This is a genomic window from Streptomyces thermolilacinus SPC6 (assembly GCF_000478605.2).
GTDB classification, from domain to species: Bacteria; Actinomycetota; Actinomycetes; order Streptomycetales; family Streptomycetaceae; genus Streptomyces; species Streptomyces thermolilacinus.
Map to the genome: position 1 here is coordinate 6,013,257 of NZ_ASHX02000001.1, position 18,039 is coordinate 6,031,295.

The 18,039-nt window shown below is 74.5% G+C and carries 15 protein-coding genes; 8 read left to right on the forward strand and 7 right to left on the reverse strand.

The genetic code is table 11. From position 1 onward, the window contains the following. Window positions 1-117: 117 nt before the first annotated feature. Window positions 118-1,569 carry an MFS transporter gene (locus J116_RS26130; RefSeq protein ID WP_023590033.1) on the reverse strand — a complete coding sequence of 484 codons (1,452 nt, stop codon included), beginning with the start codon at window positions 1,567-1,569 and terminating at the stop codon, window positions 118-120. Window positions 1,570-1,704: 135 nt separating this feature from the next. Between J116_RS26130 and J116_RS26135 the strand changes: the two genes are divergently transcribed. Then, the gene (locus J116_RS26135; RefSeq protein WP_023590034.1) at window positions 1,705-2,628 is read left to right on the forward strand and encodes a LysR family transcriptional regulator; all 924 of its coding nucleotides are present in this window, start codon (window positions 1,705-1,707) and stop codon (window positions 2,626-2,628) included. 61 nt (window positions 2,629-2,689) lie between these two features. Here J116_RS26135 and J116_RS26140 read toward each other — a convergent pair whose 3' ends face one another. Further along, window positions 2,690-2,968 carry a hypothetical protein gene (locus tag J116_RS26140; protein ID WP_023590035.1) on the reverse strand — a complete coding sequence of 93 codons (279 nt, stop codon included), beginning with the start codon at window positions 2,966-2,968 and terminating at the stop codon, window positions 2,690-2,692. A gap of 304 nt (window positions 2,969-3,272) precedes the next feature. Between J116_RS26140 and J116_RS26145 the strand changes: the two genes are divergently transcribed. Continuing rightward, entirely contained in the window at window positions 3,273-4,586 is a 1,314-nt protein-coding gene (locus tag J116_RS26145) for a glycoside hydrolase family 16 protein (RefSeq protein WP_023590036.1), read from the forward strand. A gap of 331 nt (window positions 4,587-4,917) precedes the next feature. After that, on the forward strand, window positions 4,918-6,237 hold the full coding sequence (locus J116_RS26150; protein WP_023590037.1) for a DEAD/DEAH box helicase: 1,320 nt from the start codon (window positions 4,918-4,920) through the stop codon (window positions 6,235-6,237). A gap of 548 nt (window positions 6,238-6,785) precedes the next feature. Here J116_RS26150 and J116_RS26155 read toward each other — a convergent pair. After that, a complete protein-coding gene (locus tag J116_RS26155; RefSeq protein ID WP_023590039.1) occupies window positions 6,786-8,498 on the reverse strand; it encodes a RecQ family ATP-dependent DNA helicase in 1,713 nt (570 codons plus the stop codon). A 453-nt stretch (window positions 8,499-8,951) separates the two neighbouring features. Beyond that, on the reverse strand, window positions 8,952-9,425 hold the full coding sequence (locus J116_RS26165) for a hypothetical protein (RefSeq protein WP_023590041.1): 474 nt from the start codon (window positions 9,423-9,425) through the stop codon (window positions 8,952-8,954). Window positions 9,426-9,684: 259 nt separating this feature from the next. On the opposite strand from J116_RS26165, the gene J116_RS26170 reads away from it, so the two are divergent. Next, the gene (locus J116_RS26170; protein WP_023590042.1) at window positions 9,685-10,911 is read left to right on the forward strand and encodes an MFS transporter; all 1,227 of its coding nucleotides are present in this window, start codon (window positions 9,685-9,687) and stop codon (window positions 10,909-10,911) included. 302 nt (window positions 10,912-11,213) lie between these two features. Here J116_RS26170 and J116_RS26175 read toward each other — a convergent pair whose 3' ends face one another. Continuing rightward, on the reverse strand, window positions 11,214-11,606 hold the full coding sequence (locus tag J116_RS26175) for a nuclear transport factor 2 family protein (protein ID WP_037946972.1): 393 nt from the start codon (window positions 11,604-11,606) through the stop codon (window positions 11,214-11,216). 165 nt (window positions 11,607-11,771) lie between these two features. Between J116_RS26175 and J116_RS26180 the strand changes: the two genes are divergently transcribed. Beyond that, window positions 11,772-13,109, forward strand: a complete 1,338-nt coding sequence (locus J116_RS26180; protein WP_023590044.1) for a DUF4241 domain-containing protein — start codon at window positions 11,772-11,774, stop codon at window positions 13,107-13,109. Between the two features lie 124 nt (window positions 13,110-13,233). Here J116_RS26180 and J116_RS29990 read toward each other — a convergent pair whose 3' ends face one another. Further along, entirely contained in the window at window positions 13,234-14,826 is a 1,593-nt protein-coding gene (locus tag J116_RS29990) for a peptide ligase PGM1-related protein (RefSeq protein WP_023590045.1), read from the reverse strand. Between the two features lie 76 nt (window positions 14,827-14,902). Continuing rightward, window positions 14,903-15,034 carry an acyl-CoA dehydrogenase family protein gene (locus J116_RS31320; RefSeq protein WP_023590046.1) on the reverse strand — a complete coding sequence of 44 codons (132 nt, stop codon included), beginning with the start codon at window positions 15,032-15,034 and terminating at the stop codon, window positions 14,903-14,905. 682 nt (window positions 15,035-15,716) lie between these two features. Between J116_RS31320 and J116_RS31110 the strand changes: the two genes are divergently transcribed. The 3 genes from J116_RS31110 to J116_RS26200 all read left to right on the forward strand — a co-directional run bounded on the left by J116_RS31110 (window position 15,717) and on the right by J116_RS26200 (window position 17,878). Then, window positions 15,717-16,655 (forward strand): restriction endonuclease, encoded by a 939-nt coding sequence (locus J116_RS31110; RefSeq protein ID WP_235617388.1) that lies wholly within the window; start codon window positions 15,717-15,719, stop codon window positions 16,653-16,655. A 58-nt stretch (window positions 16,656-16,713) separates the two neighbouring features. Continuing rightward, window positions 16,714-17,412: a ribonuclease H family protein gene (locus J116_RS26195; protein WP_023590048.1), complete on the forward strand. Its 699-nt coding sequence runs from the start codon at window positions 16,714-16,716 to the stop codon at window positions 17,410-17,412. Between the two features lie 208 nt (window positions 17,413-17,620). Continuing rightward, a complete protein-coding gene (locus J116_RS26200; RefSeq protein WP_051203621.1) occupies window positions 17,621-17,878 on the forward strand; it encodes a hypothetical protein in 258 nt (85 codons plus the stop codon). Window positions 17,879-18,039 lie beyond the last annotated feature (161 nt).

The window sequence follows — 18,039 nt, forward strand, 5'->3', positions numbered from 1 at the left end:
GCCGCGTCCGCGTGCGGCCGCCTGTCGTGACGCTCGGCCACGCGACTGCGGCAGCCCGCCGAACCGCGGCTGCGGTGCCCGCACCCGCAGGGCGGGCACCGGACGGCCCCCGCCGGTTCAGCGGGTGGCGGCGACCTCGCCGTGACGCTCGTCGGGTGCGGCCGGCACGGCGACCGCGGCCACCCGCCTCGTACGTACCCCGAAGGCGCCGATCAGCGTGGCGAGCAGGACCGCGGCGAGCGGCACCCACAGCGCGGCCCGGTAGCCTTCGAGCAGCCCGGCCGGTGAACCGGCGTCCGTGGCCGCTACGTTGACGGCCGTGGCGGCGGACAGGCCGAGCGCGGCACCGAACTGGAACGACGTGTTCAGCAGCCCGCCCGCCAGGCCCTGCTCCTCCTCGCGCACGCCCTCGGTGGCGACGATGGTCAGCGGCCCGTAGGAGAGGGAGAAGGCCGCGCCCAGGAGGATCAGGCTCGGGAACATCGCCGCGTACGTCCAGTCCATCCCGACCGGGAGGAACAGCGCGTACGACAGCGAGGCCAGCAGCAGACCGCCGAGGATCACCCGGGCGTTGCCGAAACGGGCCACCAGCCTCGGTGCGAGGAGCGGGGAGAGGATCGCGTCGACGCCGATGGCGATCATCGCGAAGCTGGTCTGGAGCGTCGACCACCCGCGTAGCTCCTGGAGGTAGAGCACGACCAGGAACTGGAAGCCGAAGAAGGCCGCCGCGAACAGCAGCCCGACGAGGTTGGCCCGCACCAGGGCGCTGTCGCGGAGGATGCCGAGCCGTACCAGCGGGGACGCCGAACGGCGTTCCACGGCGATGAACGCGGCGAGGAAGCCGAGGCCCGCGCCGAGGGTGCCGACGGTCCACGCGACGCTCGTGTGCGTGGCGCGCTCGACACCGAGGACGAGCAGGACGACGGCGGCGGTGATGGTGACGCCCCCGGCCAGGTCAATGCGCAGGCCGGTCCGGTCGGGACGCGCGTGCCGCGGTACGAGGACGAGCGCCGCGAGCAGGATCAGCGCGGCGAGGACGACCGGCGCGAAGAACACCCACCGCCAGTCCACCGAGGTGAGCAGCCCGCCCACGACCAAGCCGGTCGAGAAGCCGCCGGCCGCCGTGCCCGAGTAGAGCAGGAGCGCCTTGTTGCGCCGGGGGCCCTCGTCGAAGCTCGTGGTGATGATGGAGAGCCCGGCCGGGGTCATGAAGGCGGCGGCCACCCCGGTGACGAACCGGGCCGTGATCAGCATCCACTCCTCGGTGGCGAGTCCGCCCAGGCCGGAGAAGACCAGGAAGACGGAGAGCCACAGGACGAACATCCGGCGGCGCCCGAACAGGTCGGCGGAGCGCCCGCCGACCAGCATGAAGCCGCCGTACCCGAGGACGTACGCGCTCATGACCCACTGGAGGGAGCCGGTGGACAGGCCGAGGTCGGCGCGGATGGACGGCAGGGCCACGTTGAGCATGGCCACGTCGATGCCTTCCAGGAAGATCGCGCCGCACATGACGAGCAGAACGCCCCACTCGCGCCCGCTCAGGGCAGTCGCCGATCTCGGCGTACTCATCGCAATTCCTCGCTGCTGTAGGACTGTTGTGGTCGGTGCCACCACCCTTCATCCGGGCGCGCGGGGGAACAACGGCGAAGATCGCAACGTTCGTTCAGCCAGGCTTACCGATCCGACCGACCCTGGGGACGCCCGATGGAACGCGATGAACTGGAGTGCTTCCTCCTCCTCGCCGAGGAGCTGCACTTCGGCCGTACGGCCGACCGGATGCGGCTGTCCCGGGCCCGGGTGAGCCAGCTCGTGCGGCGACTCGAACGGCGCGTCGGCGCCCCGCTGTTCACCCGCACCAGCCGCCGTGTCGCCCTCACCTCTCTGGGCCGTCAGCTGCGTGCCGACCTGAAACCGCACCACCGCGGGATCGAGGCGGCCCTGGAGCGGGCCGCCGCCACCGCGCGCGGCATCGACACCGTGCTGCACGTCGGCTTCTCGAACCCGCTGACCGGCGAGATCGTCATGAAGGCCACGGAGGAGCTGCGCGTCAGCCACCCCGGGCTGGCCGTGGAGGTCTGCCACATGCCGCTCGCCGACCCGTACGGGTCGTTGCGCAAGGGCGAGTTCGATGTGCTGGTCGCCGAGCTGCCCGTACGGGAGGACGACCTCGGCGAGGGGCCGACGCTGCTCGCGGAGGAGCGGGTCCTCGCCATCAGCCAGGCGCACCCGCTCGCCGCTCGCGCCTCGGTGTCCCTGGAGGACCTCGCCGACGTACCGCTGCTGACGATCAGCGGGAGCGTGCCCGGCTACTGGCTGGAACACCACGTGCCCGCGCACACCCCGAGCGGCCGCCCCATCGCCCGCGGGCCCGGCGTGACCGACATGCAGGAGGCGCTGATGCTCGTCGCGGGCGGCAAGGGCGCCCTGCTCGCACCCGCGCACACGGCGACGTACCACGCCCGCCCCGGTGTGGCGTACCTGCCCTTCGCGGACGCCGAGCCGACGGCGTACGGCCTGGTCTGGCGCGCGGGAGACGCCACCGGCGCGGTACGCGCCTTCGCCGGGGTCGCCCGCGAGGCGGCCCGGCAGTTCGCCGGCTCGGGCCGCACCGGCGCCGTACACGGCTGAAGGACCAGGACGGCTCCTCGGCTGTGCTCCTGTGGTGCCGGGACACGGACGCGGTGGACGGTCACCGCTCGAGGACGGCGGCCGGCCGAAGGCGGCCGAGGTCACCGTGGGCCTCCGCCCGGACTTCGACGGCTGAGCCGTCCAAGCGGAGGATGAAGCACGGGTCCGCTTGGATGAGTTGATCCAGGTCGTCCCGGGCGTCCTGATCGAGCGGCGGCGAGAAGACGGCCTCCCGCTCGCCCGTGTCGCCCACGTCCGTCACCCTGACCGGGACGCGGGCTAGGCAGGTGTGCGGGTTGGCCCACCGCTCAAGGTGCGCCGCCTTCTCCTGCTGGTCCATTCCCCGAGCCTGGAGGCCGGCCTGATCCCGCCACCGGGGCGGAGCAGTGTCAGCCACTCCTCGCCGCTGCCGAGCCGCTGTCACGCTCAACCGAGCGCGGCGTTCGGGAGTTTGGTCCATACCGGGCCCTTGACAGGCCGTGCGTTCACTTCTTGAATCGCGTAATGAACTAAGCCCTCTCCTCAAGGTGACCTCCACCCCCCATCCAGGCGGCGCGGCACCCCTCAGGGCCCGGGATTGCCCCGTACATTGTCATGTACGCGTCATTACACACGGGTTGCGCCGTGCTCCCGAAGGGAGATCCATGACCTCACCACGCCTTCCCAGGCGGCTCCTGCTGTCCCTCGTCTCGGTGCTCGCCCTCGCGTCGCTGTCCACCGGACTGGCGCAGGGCGCCCCCGCCGCCCCGGCCGCTCCCGTGCGCGCGGCGGCCCCCGCCGCCCCCGCGCCGTCCACCGGTCCCGCCGCCCCCGCGGTCTCCGCGGCCGCCGTCACCTTCTCCGACGACTTCGACGGCCCGGCCGGCGCCGCCGTCGACGGTACGAAGTGGCAGACCGAGACGGGCGACAACGTCTCCAACCACGAGCGCCAGTACTACACCGCGGGCAACCGCAACGCCGCCCTCGACGGGCAGGGCCACCTCGTCATCACCGCCCGCCGAGAGAACCCCGGCAACTATCAGTGCTGGTACGGGCGGTGCGAGTACACGTCGGCCCGGCTCAACACCGCGGGACGGTTCACCACCACGTACGGCCGCGTCGAGGCGCGGATGAAGGTCCCGCGCGGACAGGGCATGTGGCCGGCGTTCTGGATGCTCGGCAACGACATCGGCCAGGTCGGCTGGCCCGCGTCCGGCGAGATCGACGTCATGGAGAACGTCGGCTTCGAACCGTCCACCGTCCACGGCACCCTCCACGGCCCCGGCTACTCCGGCTCCGGCGGCATCGGCGCCGGGTACACCCTGCCCGGCGGCCAGGCGTTCGCCGACGCCTTCCACACCTTCGCCGTCGACTGGAGCCCGGAGGCGATCACCTGGTCCGTGGACGGCGTCGTCTACCAGCGGCGCACCCCCGCCGACCTCGGCGGACGCCAGTGGGTCTTCAACAAGCCGTTCTTCCTGATCGTCAACCTCGCCGTCGGCGGCTACTGGCCCGGGGACCCCGAGGGCAGCACCGTCTTCCCCCAGCAGCTCCTCGTCGACTACGTCCGCGTCACCACCAACACCGGGCAGCCCTCCGGCGGGCCCATCACCGGCGTCGGCGGCAAGTGCGTGGACGTCGCCGGGGCCAACACCGCGAACGGCACCCCCGTACAGCTCTACGACTGCAACGGCACCGCCGCCCAGCGGTGGACCGTCGGCGCCGACGGAACGATCCGCGCGCTGGGCAAGTGCCTGGACGTGGCATCCGGCGGCACCGCCGACGGCACGCCCGTACAGCTGTGGGACTGCAACGGCACCCCGGCCCAGCAGTGGGCCGTCCCCGCGGCCCGCGACATCGTCAACCCGCAGGCGAACAAGTGCCTGGACGCCACCGGTGGCAGCTCCGCCAACGGCACCCGCCTCCAGATCTGGACCTGTACCGGAGCCGCGAACCAGAAATGGACCGTGACCAGATGACCTGACCGGCAAGGGGACGCCGCCCGACCCGGGTGCCACGATCCGTAGGGGTCCGTGTCCCGCGACCGAGATCCCCAGGGGGCCGTGGGAGCTGCAACGGTCCGTGCCCCGGCGACCCGAGACCCGCAAGGGGCCGTGACTCGACGGCCGAGAGCCGCAAGGGTCCGTGCCCCGACGGCCGAGAGCCGGCGCCCTGCGCCCCGGGACGAGGGGCGACGGGCTTCCGGCCGCCCGCTGGTAAAATGGGAGGCACGCTTCGACACCGCCGGGGCCCGTACCGCGAGGTACGGGCCCCGGCGCGTTCCGGGCGCCACATCCAGGAAGGTTCCCCATGAACGCGAAGCCGCCCACCCAGTCCTTCGACGCGCTCGGCCTCCCCGCGCCGCTCCTGAAGACGATGACCGGTCTCGGCGTGAAGGAACCCTTCCCGATCCAGGCCGCCACCCTGCCCGACGCCCTCGCCGGGCGCGACATCCTCGGCCGCGCCCGCACCGGCTCCGGCAAGACGCTCGCCTTCGGTCTCGCCCTGCTCGCCCGTACGGCGGGACTGCGCGCCGAGCCGAAGCGGCCGCTCGCCCTCGTCCTCGTACCGACCCGGGAACTCGCCCAGCAGGTCGGCGACGCCCTGGAGCCGTACGCGCGGGCGCTGGGCGTGCGCCTCGCGACGGCCGTCGGCGGCCTGTCGATCAACCGGCAGTCGGCCGAGCTGAAGGCGGGGGCCGACGTGCTCATCGCGACGCCGGGCCGCCTGGCCGACCTCGTGTCGCGCAGGTACTGCCACCTCGGCCAGGTGCGGATCACCGTCCTGGACGAGGCGGACCAGATGTGCGACCTGGGCTTCCTGCCGCAGGTCTCGGAGATCGTCGGCCAGGTGCGCCCCGACGGGCAGCGCCTGCTGTTCTCGGCCACGCTCGACGGCGCCGTCGACCAGCTCGTACGCGACCACCTGCGCGACCCGCTGCTCGTCTCGGTCGACGCGGTGACCGGCCCGGTCGAGACGATGGAACACCACGTCCTGAACGTCCACCCCGCCGACAAGTACGCCACCGCGACGGAGATCGCCGCCCGGGACGGCAGGGTCCTGATGTTCCTGGACACCAAGGCGGGCGTGGACCGCTTCACCCGCCACCTGCGCGACAGCGGCGTACGGGCCGCCGCCCTGCACAGCGGCAAGTCGCAGCCGCAGCGCACCCACACGCTCGCCCAGTTCAAGGAGGGCGCGGTCACCGTGCTGGTCGCCACCAACGTGGCGGCGCGCGGCATCCACATCGACGCGCTCGACCTCGTCGTCAACGTCGATCCGCCCGCCGACGCGAAGGACTACCTGCACCGCGGCGGCCGCACGGCCCGCGCGGGCGAGTCCGGCAACGTCGTCACCCTCGTCACTCCCGACCAGCGCCGCGACGTCAACCGGATGATGACCGAAGCCGGTATCCGCCCGACCGTCACCCAGGTGCGCTCCGGCGAGGCGCGGCTGACCGCCATCACCGGCGCGAAGCGCCCGCCGGCCGCGGCGAAGACGTCCGGCGGCAACGCCCCCTTCCGCGGCCTCGGCGCCCGCCCGGGCCGCGCCAAGGAGTCCCGCAAGACGTCCGAGGCCCGCAAGGCCGCCGAAGCCCGCGCGGCGGCCCGAGTCCGCCGCGCCCGCTGACCCCGGAGCCGCGCGGCCCGGCCCCGGCCACCCGGCCCGGGAGTACCAGCCCCCGGGAGCCACGAGGCCCGGAAGCCCAGCCCCCGGAGCCCTGGTCCCCGGCCGGCTCGCCGCCGCCCGCCGCCCGGGCGGGCCAACCCGACGGGCCGGCCGGGCCCGGCGCCGGGCACAAGACCCACTCGCTCGGCCACTGGAGGAAGCCCTCCCCGGCCTTGTGGGTTCCCGACGTGACGACGACGGCACGCCCCTGATCAGGTGCGCGGACGCGGCGGCGATCGCGTACGTCCACATGGCCTCCCGGTCGCCGACCATGCGGTACCTGCCCCGCAGAGGCGGGATCACGGCCGGGTGACCGACTGGGTCCGGGACGACCCGCTCTGGCGGTGCCGCGTCCGGGCCGCGGTGCGCGACTCAGAACACCGCCGCCCGCGCGTTCCACGAGCGCCACGGGTCATCGTCCTCGACACCAGCGACGACACCCGCAACATGGAGAACCTCCCCATACTGCCCAGCGGCGTGATCGTCGCGTCCCTGAGAACCGGTCGGAGTCAGTCGCCGGGGTCCGTGCGGATCGTGAGGAGGTCGCTGTCCGTGACGGCGGACAGGGACAGGGTGCGGTAGCCCATGGAGTCGAAGAGGACCGTGATGCGGTCGCCCTCCTCGTTCATCACCATCCCGTCACCCCACTCGCGGTGCCGGACGCGGGTCCCGGCGGGGTACTCGGCGGCCGCCGGGTGCTCGGGCGGGGCGTCGCCCGTCTCCGTGACGCCCTCGGTGGGCGTACCGGCGGCCGGGTCGGGGGACTCCTCGGCGCGGCACGTGTCGCAGTTGCCGCAGCGCCCCTCGTACTCCTCACCGAAGTAGCCGAGCAGGAAGCGGCGGCGGCAGCCCGGCGTATCGGCGTACGCCCGCATCATCTCCAGGCGCGACTCCTCCAGCCGCTTCCGCGCCCGCGCCGTCCGCGCCGCCTGCTCCGTGGCGTCGTCGGCCGACACGCCGGGCTCGGGCCGCACCTGCCCCGCCTCGTCGGTGCGTACGGCACCGGCCTGCTCCAGCAGGTTGGCGGCGGCCGTCACCCGGCGGCGCGACAGGTCCGTCTCGGCGCCGAGCTCGTCCAGCCCCACGGGCCCGCCGCTGTCGTGGACCGCCTCCGCGACCTCGCCGAGGGTCTCCTCGTCCGGCGTGCGTGTGGCGAACATCCGCTGGAGGCCGCTGTCGCCCGGCCGGTAGTGGAGGACGGCCACCGCCGGTTCGCCGTCGCGGCCCGCACGGCCGATCTCCTGGTAGTAGGCGTCCAGGGAACCGGGCAGCGCCGCGTGCAGCACGAACCGTACGTCCTCCTTGTCGATGCCCATCCCGAACGCCGACGTGGCGACGACGACGACGTCCGCGTCCCCGGCGAGGAACGCGTCATGGACCCGCGACCGCTCTCCCGCGGGCAGCCCGGCGTGGTACGCGGCGGCCGACAGGCCCAGCCCGGCCAGCTCGGCCGCGTACTCCTCGGCGTCCCGGCGCGTCGCCGTGTACACGATGCCGGGCTTGGCCTCAGCGGCCGCCCGCTCCACCACCGCGCGGCGCCGGTCCGCGTCGTCGGCGAAGCGGCGCACCTCCAGGGTGATGTTCGGCCGGTCGAACCCGGCGACGACCTGCGCGGCGTCGTCGCCCATCTCCAGCCGCCGCACGATCTCCTCCCGCACCGGCGGGGACGCGGTGGCGGTCAGGGCCAGCACCGTCGGCCCGCCCACGCGCCGGACCGCGTGCGCGAGGCGCAGGTAGTCCGGGCGGAAGTCGTGGCCCCAGGCGGCGACGCACTGCGCCTCGTCCACGACGAACAGCGACGGCCCGGCCTCCGCCAGACGCTCCAGCACCTCGTCCTTCGCGAGCTGCTCGGGCGACAGGAACAGGAACTCGGCGTCCCCGTGCCGTACGGCCTCCCACGCCGCCTTCGTCTCGCCGGAACCCTGCGCCGAGTTGACGGCGACCGCCTCCGGGCCGCCGTGACCGGGCAGTCCGGCGATCTGGTCCCGCTGGAGGGCGATCAGCGGGGACACCACGACGGTGGGCCCGGCCAGCACCGTCCCCGCCACCTGGTACACCGCCGACTTGCCCGCCCCGGTCGGCATGACCACAAGCGTGTCGCGGCCCGCGAGCACCGCCTCCATGGCGGTCAGCTGCCCCGGCCGCAGGCTGTCCCAGCCGAACACGTCGGCGGCGGTCCTGGTCAGAAGCTCCGGGGCGCCTTCGGCGCGCTGTGCTTGCATGGTCGTCCTCAAACGTCGGCGGTCGGGGTGGTCCGAGTGGGCTCTCCGGACCTCCGGGTGGTCCGGGTCTCCGGGGTCCGCGTCTCCGGGGGTCCGGATGGAGCGGTGGACCGTGCGGTGGGGCCGGTGCGTGCGTGGCGTGGGCCTGGGGAGCGCCCGCCCGGCTTCCGGGGCGCTCCACCGCAGGTGGCGGCGACCCGTGGCCGGGACCGCCTCCCGCTCCTCTCCGACTACCCCGCTTTCCCCGGCCGCCCCACCGGAACCCCCGGACAGCCGCGCCCCGCCCGTACCGGGCTGGGCGCCCGGCCGCACCGGCTCAGGCTGCCCGTACCCCCCAGCCGCGCCGGCGCCGCCCCCCCGCTCGCCCAGCAGGGCCGTGTCGGCCACCCGTAGGCGTCCGGCCGGTGCGGCACCGGCCCGCTGTACCGGCGCCCGCCCGCACCGGCCCCCGGCTCAAGCGCCCGGCCGACGGGGCTCCCTCAGGGCGGCGAGGACGGCTGCCGCCTCGTGCAGGGCGTCCTCGAGGACCGACGGGTCGTTGAGGGTGCCGCTGCCGTCGGGCGGTACGAGCCACCGCATCCCGTCGGAGGCCCGGCCCGGCCTGGGCACCACGACCCACGTCCCCGCCCCCGCGCAGCGCACCCCCGTTCCGACCCAGTGCTCGGCCGTCGCCGGCGGCACGAAGAAGCCGATACGGGTACCCCCGACATCGGCGAGCACCGGGCCCGGCCGCTCGACGCGGCGCGCGAGCACGTCGAACGCCGGGTAGCCGAGCCGGCCCGGGACGAGCAGCACGTCCCACCGCTTCCCGGCGGGCAGCAGTAGGGCCTTGAAGGGGTTGTCCTCCCAGGCCCGGCGGCAGCCCAGCGGGTCGGGCGCGACCGCCGCCAGCCACTCCACCGCTGCCCCGGTCGTCGAATCCGTCACGGCACCTGTCTCCTTCGCTGTACGGGCCGCTGTTCGCGGCGTCACGGTGGAGAGCGGGCGGGGCCCTGCCCGTGACGCGGGTCCGGCGCGATTGCCCCATTCGGAGCAGCGCCCCGCCCGCTCGGAGAGGCCGAGCGGGCGGGGCGGCGACGGGCGGCGAGAACACACCGGTGGCATTGCGCGGCTGCGCAAGTGGCCCACGCACAAGGCGCCGCATTGGCCTACGCGCGAGGGCCGGCGTCTGCGTACCGTCACCGGCATGCCCCACCTGCTGCCGCCCGCCGGACCACAACGGACCCTCGCACTCGCCCAGTTCGGCAACTCCGTCGGCGACGGCGCGTACTACGTCACCTCGGCGCTCTACTTCACGCACGTCGTCGGTCTCCCACCCACCAGGATCGGTCTCGGCCTCACCCTCGCCTGGGCCGTCGGCTCGGTCGTCGGGGTTCCGCTCGGCCGGATCGCGGACCGCCGGGGGCCGCGCGGCACGGCCGTACTGCTCGCCCTCGCGACCGGCGCGGCGGTCGCGTCCTTCCTGGTCGTACGGGGTTTCCTGCCGTTCCTCGCGGCCGCCTGCCTCTACGCCACCGCCCAGTCGGGCCTCGCCGCCGCCCGTCAGGCGCTGCTCGCCGGGCTGGTCGCCCAGCGGGAGCGAACGGGGGCGCTCGCCCATCTGCAGTCCACGCTCAACGCGGGCCTCGCTGTCGGCGCCGGACTCGGCGGCCTGGCGCTCTCCGCCGGTACCAGGTCCGCGTACCTGGCGGTCTTCGCGGTGGACGCCCTGAGCTTCGTGCTGTGCGCGCTCGTCCTGCTGCGGCTCCCGGCCGTCGCCCCGGCGACCGCGCTCCCGGGCACCGGGCTTGAAGTCCTCCGGGACCGGCCGTACGCCGCCGTCACCCTCGTCAACACCGTGCTCCTGCTGCGGATGCCGCTGCTCAGCCTCGGACTGCCGCTGTGGATCGCCGGGCGCACCGGCGCCCCCGAGTGGCTCGTCTCCGTGCTGTTCATCCTCAACACCGTTGCCGTGATGATCTTCCAGGTCCGCACAGCCCGCTCGGTCACCGGCCTCGGCTCGGCGGCCCGCGCCATCCGCCGGTCCGGCCTCCTCATGCTCCTCACCTGTGCGACCTTCGCCCTTTCGGCGGGCACCGCGCCGTGGGTGGCGGTTGGCGTCCTGGTCGGCGGCTCGGTCCTGCTGGTCGCCGCCGAGATGCTGCAGTCCGCGGGCTCCTGGCAGATCGGCTTCGACCTGGCGCCGGCCGGACGCGTCGGCGAGTACCAGGGGTTCTTCGGCGTGGGCGTCACGGTCGCCCGGACGCTGGGGCCGCTGCTGCTGACCGCGCTGCTCATGGGCATGGGCACGGCGGGGTGGCTGCTGCTCGGCGGGCTGTTCCTGGCCGCGTCATGGGCGATGGGCCCGGTGACCCGCTGGGCGGCGGCGACCCGCCGCGAACCGGCCGACACGGCGGCCCCGACCCCCGTCTGACGCGCGACGCGGCCACCTGGCCCAGCGGGGTACAGGTCAGCCGCCGCGCAGGCCCTCGCACTCGACGCGCAGGTGCGGCCACGCCCCGCACAGCCGTGCCAGGCCGTCGGCCGTCCACGGGGTGGCGGCCGCGTGCAGGGGCCCGGGCAGGGAGCCCGGACGGATCGCTGCGGATGTGCGACAGGTGGCCGGTGTCCACGGTGCTCCCAGTCGTGGGTGGTGTTGCGCCAGGGCGCCGGTGATCCGCTCATCGGCCCATGGTCCGTCCGCCCGCCCCGCGTGCCCGTACGGCTGCGGCGTGGTCAGGGATGCCCGGTGGGCGTTCCCTGGTTGTGGAACATCTGCCACCGCCCCGGCGACACCCGGCGCCACAGCGAAGTCCGGTGTGACCAGCGGCCGTTGATCCGCGCGGTGTACTTCAGCATCACCAGCCCGTCGGCCAGGCGCACTCCGCGCATCCGCTCGATCCGGATCGGCTCGCCCTCCGGGTCGGTGTACGCGGCGACGCGCTCGGCGGTGCCCTCGAACACGACCTCCACACCGGAGGCGCCGAACTCGTGGAAATCGGGTGCGAGGTACCGCCTCAGCCGGCCGGCGTCCGCCCGGCACGCGGGCGTCAGCGTCTCCAGTTCGGCGGCCAGGGCCTCGGTGACCTGCGGGTCCTCGCCGCCGGTGCATGCAACGGTGTTCGTCATGCGCCCCAGGTGTACCACCCGAGTCGGCGCCGCCGCTCGGAGAATCCGGTGCCGGTCCCGTGCGGTGGACGGTCAGGTGCTCCGAAGCCGGTGGTCCCGCCAGGCCACTTGTCGGTGGCGGTCCCTACCGTGTTCCTCGGGTTCGGACAGAGCGGACGGTGACGCATGGGTGGGGATCAGGGACCGGGGACGGTCGTCGAGGTGGCGTACGCCCTGGCGTGGGATCTGGAGGCCCGTACGCCGTGGAGGCCCCTGACCGCCGAGGCGGCGCGGCAGCGGGATGCCGCGGGGCTGCCGTACGTCGTGGTGTACCGGACCCCGGGGCGGGAGGCCCCGCTGGAGGTCCGGCTGGTCTCCTGGCGGGACCACTACGTCGGCCTGTGGCTCTACGACGATCAGGGCCGCCGCACCGACGAGCTGGACCTGCGGCTGCTGGACGATCCGAGTCTGCTGCTCTGTCGGCGTACCCGCACGTGGCGGTACACGGGGCCGGAGATGGCGGAGTTCGACGACGAGTGCCCCCGCTCCAGCGTGGAGCTGTTCCCCGACGGCACGGGCTCGGTCAGCGAGGAGCCCCGGGGCGCGCGCGGGGGGATGCTCGTCACGAGTCCCGACGCCGGTGCACGGCGCTGGCAGGTCCGCCCCGGGTTCGAGGACTGGCCGGTGGTCGCCGCCCTCTGGACGAGGGTGCCGGGACCGGTGGTGCTCCGGGCGACGGCACCCGTCTCGGACACGGCGGCGTCGGACACGGCGGCGTCGGACGCGGCCGACGCCCCCGCCACCTGCTGGCGGCCGCCTCGCCCCGCGCAGCCCGGCCCGCTCGACGCGCTGTTCCGGCCCGGGACGCGTGTGACCGACGGGTACCACTCCGAGATGACCGTTCTGGAGCCACGCCGGACCGGGACGCTGCGCGTCCCGAGCGGCCTGCTGGCCGTATCCAGCCCGGACAGCGCCTGCGATGAAGGGCCCGCCATCACGGTCCCCGTCCCGCCGGGGGAGTACGTGCTCGAGGAGGCACAGGTCCGCGTCGGATACGACTGCGAGTGGAGCGGGCGCTGGGTGACCCGTACGGACACCACGGCGGTCCGGCTGCGCGTCAGCGAGGCTCCCGCCGCGTCGTGGGAGATGGCCCTCGGGCCCGATGACGACCCCCGCCTGCTCGGGGAGAACGAGATCTTCGGCTTCGGTACCGACGGTGCGACCGGCTGCTTCGCCGACGCCGGCGCCTGGGAGCGGCTCCAGCGGCTCCACGAGCGGCACGTTGTCCATGGGGAGGAGGGTGTCGGGGAGGACATCCCCGACTCCATGTTCTCGCTGCGCACTCGGGACGCGGCCTCGGGCGGCGAACTGGTCGCCTTCGCGACGACCGGCGACGGTACCTACCCGGTGTGGCTGGGCCGCTCCGCAGACGGCGAGCCGACCGAGGTGGTGGTGCTGGTGGACGGGATGATGACGGTGCTGCAGGACGACGGTGCCGACCGCGCGCAGGCGGTACCGGCTTGAACCCGTCCGCCAGGCGCGCCCTCCCACCGAGCGGTCACCCCGTCGTCGGCCGGCAGCCCGTGGCCGCCGCCCCGCAGGGCAGTGGCGGCCCGCTCGACCCGCCGGGCACTCCTCGGTCGCCCCGTCAGCCCTCCGCCGCCAGCGCGTTCAGGGAATCCACCACCTTCCGGAAGCAGACCTCCGCGCCCTCCGGGGTCGTGTCGACGGCGACCACGCCGAGCTTGCCGAAGCCCGGCAGCGCGCCCAACATGTGGAAGACCGCGCCACGGCCCTCATCGTGCCGGTACAGCAGCCCCTGCCGCGCCGCCGCGTCCAGGACGCGTTCCGGAGTGAGCGAGCGGTACGCGGGGGACTGCACCCGGTCCGACGCGACGTAGCAGCGCGGCTCGCCCTCCGGTGTCAGGAACCCGCCGGTGCCCGGCTCGTACCGCCCGCCCGTCACGCCGTGTAGGAACATCAGGGGCGCCGTACCGCCGCCCATCCGCAGGTTGATCTCCACCGCGTGGTGGCGGAACGCGTCGCCCTCCCGCACCGTCACGAAGTCGACGCTCGCGATGCCGATCATGCCCCGCCCGGCCAGGGCCCGCCCCGCCCGTCCGGCCAGCTCCTGGAGCCCGAGCCGGTACTCGGCCCGCGCGGGGAACGAGCACCCGGCGTACGTCTGCCGTGCCGCGCCCTCGAAGCGCTGGTCCTGCGTGGAGATGACGTGCACCGCGCCCGCCGGGGTGACATGCACCTGCGCCGACGGCGACACGACCTCCTCGCCCTGGAGGAACTCCTCGACGACGCCGCCCATCTCGGCCAGCTTCCCCGCGTAGTTCTCCCATGTGTCGGGCGGCGTCGCGAACTCCACCCGCTCCGGCAGGGTCCGGCGCAGCCACCCCTCCAGGGCACCGCCCTCCGGCGCACCCCGGTAGTCGAACATGGCGTTGCCGCCCGCCCCGAAGCTCTCGTTCAGTTTGATCATCGCGCGCCGCACCCCGGGGTGCTCCGCCCGCAGCGCGGCCAGCGCCCCCACCAGGTCGTCGCCGTCCCGTACGCCCTCCACGCCCCGGGGCACCGGCACACCCGCCTCCTTGAACAGGGCCCGCGCCCCGCTCTTGCCGCCCAGCCACGCCAGATCCGGGTCGCACGCGTACAGCGGCACCCCGAGCCGCACGGCGAGCCGCCGCTCGTACACCGAACCGTTGAAGGCGAGGACGCACGCGTCCAGCGGGTCGGGCACGAGGTCCCGCACGCGCTCCACCAGGCCGGGCCGCTGGAGGATCTTCCGGGTCAGCGGTACGGGCCGGTCGTCGTCGCAGTCGAGGAGGGTGAGCCGCGCCCGCGCGTCCCGCGCCGACACGGACCGCACCAGGCCCAGCGCGTAGTCCACCCCCCGCTCCGGCATCGGCCTGCTCGTGATGTACACGATCCGCCGCCCCGGCTCCGCGAGGAGCTGGAGGAACGACACCAGCCGCTCCTCGTAGTGGAGGATGCCGGGGATCTTGTCCATCCCGGCCTGGTCGAGCGTGAAGCTCGGCACGACCACCACCACACCGGGCGGCCCCTGCCCCGGGCCCGCGCCGTCCGGCCCGAACGGGCACGGCAGCCGCTCCTGGAGCTTCCGGAACAGCGCCACCTCCGACTCCTCGCCCGGCCCGCCACCCCCGTCCACCGCTCCCGCCCCGTCCGCCCAGCCCGGCTCATCCACCGCGCTTCGCTCGTCCAGTGCCACGAGGGCCGCCCTCCTGCCGTGTCGCAGACGTCACCAACAGCGATCAGCATGGCGGAAGCCGGGCCGTGACGGCCCCTCACGCGCCCCGCTCCCCGGCCGATTCGTGGATCAGTTCCCGCATCAGCTCGCTCGCGCCCGCGGCGATCGTCCCCGCCGCCGCGTCCCGGTACAGCCGCGCCACCGCCGACTCCTCCAGCTGCGCCAGCACAGGACGTCCGGGCCGAGGATGCTCGCACCCGGTCCACGATCTCCGGCCGGGTGATGCGCCGGGCCAGGAACTCGACGTCGAGGTGCCGGTCGTAGTTGGCCAGGTCGGTCGCCCCGGCCACGGTGCGGTCGCCGCCGTAGACGGCCTTCCTGGTGTTGAGGAGCTTCGGCCCCAGGGCCCGCAGGTCGCGCTCCACGTCGGCCGCTTCGTAGAGGTCGAAGGACCCCAGGTAGCCGTCGCGGTGGAACCGTTCCAACTCGGCGGGGCCGAGCGCGAAGGTGGCGCGTCGCTCTTCGGTGCGGTGCTGTTCCGTGCGTCGCTGTTCCAGCCACGGTCCCGGTCCGTGACGTGCCGGAGGCGGCCGCCGTCCAGTGGAGCCTCCCGTCGTCGTACGAACCGGCACCCGCGCGGCAGGAGTGCGGCGGGTGCGGGCGACACTGGGGATCCCGGCGGAGCGGCACCGGTCTACCCGAAGCGATTCGCCCGCCACATGACCGAGGGGAGCGCCCTCGTGGGGCGGTGGCCGAAAGGCGCGGGACGCCGCCCACCCGGCGCGACCGGTGCGTCGGCAGGTTTGCGGGTGGGGTAGGCGGCCAGGCGGGGAAATGGGCCGATGCCGGTGCCCGTGGCGTGCCGGTGTCCGGTTCCATGACGTGTCCGTGTGGGGTGGAGGGGGTCGGGTGTGGCCGTGGCGGGGCGGGGGAGCGGGCCGGGCAGGCGGGCCGGGTGGCGGGACGTGGTGCTGGCGGTGGGCCTGGTCGGAGCCGTTGTGGGCGGTCTCGCGCTGCTGGTGCGGACGGTGTGGGGCGGTGCGTACGGGGCCTTCGGCCCGATGGTGCTGGCCCTGGCCGTCGCCGCGGTCGTCGCGGTGGCCCGCCGGGTGACCGGCCGGGGCCCGGGCGAGGGCGGGCCCGGGGGCGGACCGGCGGGCTACGGGGGCGGGCCCGGGGAGGTGGCGGCGGGCTACGGGGACGTACCGGCGGCCCGCGACGGCGGCCCCGGAGCGGTACGGGTGCCGTACGGGGAGGGGCCGGGCGCGGTGCGGGCGTCGTACGCGGACGGGCCGGCCGTGGGGGCGTCCTGCGTGGAGGGGCCGGAGGCGGTACCGGCGGACCGCGTGGACGGGCCGGGCGCGGTACGGGCGTCGTACGGGAGCGGGCCCGGGGCGGTACCGCCTCCCCCCGACGGCGGTCCCGCGCCCGTGCCCGTGCTGGACGGGGACGCCGTGGACCACGAGGGGGTGGACCCGCAGGGCTTCGAGCACACGGTCGCCGCCCTGTGCGTACGCGACGGCTGCACCCGCACCGAGGTGTCCGGCGGCCCCGGCGACCTGGGCGCCGACGTGGTGGCGACCACACCCGACGGGCGGCGGCTGGTCGTCCAGTGCAAGCAGTACGGGCCCGGCCACCCGGTGGGCTCCCAGGACCTCCAGCGGTTCGGCGGCACGTGCTTCGCCGTCCACGAGGCCGAGGTCGCGGTCGTCGTGACGACCAGCACGTTCACCGCGCCGGCCGTCGAGTACGCCGCCGCGCTGGGCATCGTCTGCGTGGACGGCGAGGCGCTCGCGGCCTGGACGGACGGCCGCACACCACCGCCGTGGGAAGTCGTCGCGGAGGCGTGAGGGGACGGGGCCCGGTGGGTGGACGAAACGTATCCGCGGACATGGCAGGATCGGGACAATGACGGAACGGATCATCGCCGCCTGTGACGGGGCGTGCAAGGGCAATCCCGGGCCCGCGGCCTGGGCGTGGGTCATCGCCGGTACGGACGGGGACGTCGCCTCCTGGGAGGCGGGCCCGCTCGGCCGGGCGACCAACAACGTCGCCGAGCTGACCGCGCTCCAGCGGCTGCTGGAGGCCACCGACCCGGCGACGCCGCTGGAGGTCCGCATGGACTCCCAGTACGCGATGAAGGCCGTCACGACGTGGCTGCCGGGGTGGCGCCGCAAGGGCTGGAAGACGGCGTCCGGCTCGCCCGTGGCCAACCGGGACCTGGTCGTCGCCATCGACGGGCTGCTGACCGGCCGGGACGTGCGGTTCGTGTACACGCCCGCCCACCAGGTGGACGGCGACCCCCTGAACGCCGCGGCCGACGCGGCGGCCAGCCGGTCGGCCGTCACGCAGGAGCCCGCGGGGTCGGCCGCCGGTTCGGTCCTGCCGCCCCCGGACACCCGCGAACGCCCGTCGGCGCCCCGCCGCCCGCGCCCCGCGAACGGCACCCCCAAGTCCGGCGCCTCCAGGTCCGGCGGCTCGCGGGGCGGCACGGTGAAGGCGAAGTTCCCCGGCCGCTGCCGCTGCGGCAGCCCGTACGGGAAGGGCGAGACGATCGCCAAGAACGACACGGGCTGGGGCCACCCGGCCTGCGCGACGGCGTCCTGAGAGCCGGGACCGCCGACGGCCGGACGATAGGGAAAGCGGCAGAGCGGCGAATCCGATAATCCCCGGAAAGTGAATCCAGCCGATTACGAATGCCCCGGCGAATCACGGAAAGAGTGCCGGGTCAACGGACGGAACATTTCTTCGCCGCCCCTTCCGCTGGCCCGAAGCGCACCTTTCGCAGAACCCCTTGGATTGTCCGCCGAAACGCATGGAAAACCTCGCGGTGACCGTCCCGGCGGCCGGGACCGGTCGGGCCGCCTGGCAGGCCCCGGGCGCCTGGCCCAACGGCGACTGCGCGGTCTTCCAGCAGGACGGCAACTTCGTCCTGTACGACGCCAAGGGCAAGGCCCTGTGGGCCTCCAACACCTGGCAGCGCGGCCACACCCTGGCAGTCCAGGACGACGGCAACGTGGTGGTCTACAACCAGTCGAACAACCCGCTCTGGGCCACGAACACCGGAGACTGACCGGCCCCGCACCACGGCGTCCGCGTCCGGCCTGCCCGGCCCGGGCGCCTTTCCGCACCCCCGCATTCCGGATCCCGATACCGCCCGCGCCGGACCCGAAAGCCCGTGTGCGACGGCGCGTCCGCCCCCCGTTCGGGGGCGGGGGCGGCGGGACTTTCAGG

Excerpts from the sequence above, each read along its gene's own strand:
- J116_RS26130 (WP_023590033.1), bottom strand. The coding sequence starts at position 1,569 with ATGAGTACGCCGAGATCGGCGACTGCCCTGAGCGGGCGCGAGTGGGGC.
- J116_RS26135 (WP_023590034.1), top strand. The coding sequence starts at position 1,705 with ATGGAACGCGATGAACTGGAGTGCTTCCTCCTCCTCGCCGAGGAGCTG.
- J116_RS26140 (WP_023590035.1), bottom strand. The coding sequence starts at position 2,968 with ATGGACCAGCAGGAGAAGGCGGCGCACCTTGAGCGGTGGGCCAACCCG.
- J116_RS26145 (WP_023590036.1), top strand. The coding sequence starts at position 3,273 with ATGACCTCACCACGCCTTCCCAGGCGGCTCCTGCTGTCCCTCGTCTCG.
- J116_RS26150 (WP_023590037.1), top strand. The coding sequence starts at position 4,918 with ATGAACGCGAAGCCGCCCACCCAGTCCTTCGACGCGCTCGGCCTCCCC.
- J116_RS26155 (WP_023590039.1), bottom strand. The coding sequence starts at position 8,498 with ATGCAAGCACAGCGCGCCGAAGGCGCCCCGGAGCTTCTGACCAGGACC.
- J116_RS26170 (WP_023590042.1), top strand. The coding sequence starts at position 9,685 with ATGCCCCACCTGCTGCCGCCCGCCGGACCACAACGGACCCTCGCACTC.
- J116_RS26175 (WP_037946972.1), bottom strand. The coding sequence starts at position 11,606 with ATGACGAACACCGTTGCATGCACCGGCGGCGAGGACCCGCAGGTCACC.
- J116_RS26180 (WP_023590044.1), top strand. The coding sequence starts at position 11,772 with ATGGGTGGGGATCAGGGACCGGGGACGGTCGTCGAGGTGGCGTACGCC.
- J116_RS26195 (WP_023590048.1), top strand. The coding sequence starts at position 16,714 with ATGACGGAACGGATCATCGCCGCCTGTGACGGGGCGTGCAAGGGCAAT.
- J116_RS26200 (WP_051203621.1), top strand. The coding sequence starts at position 17,621 with ATGGAAAACCTCGCGGTGACCGTCCCGGCGGCCGGGACCGGTCGGGCC.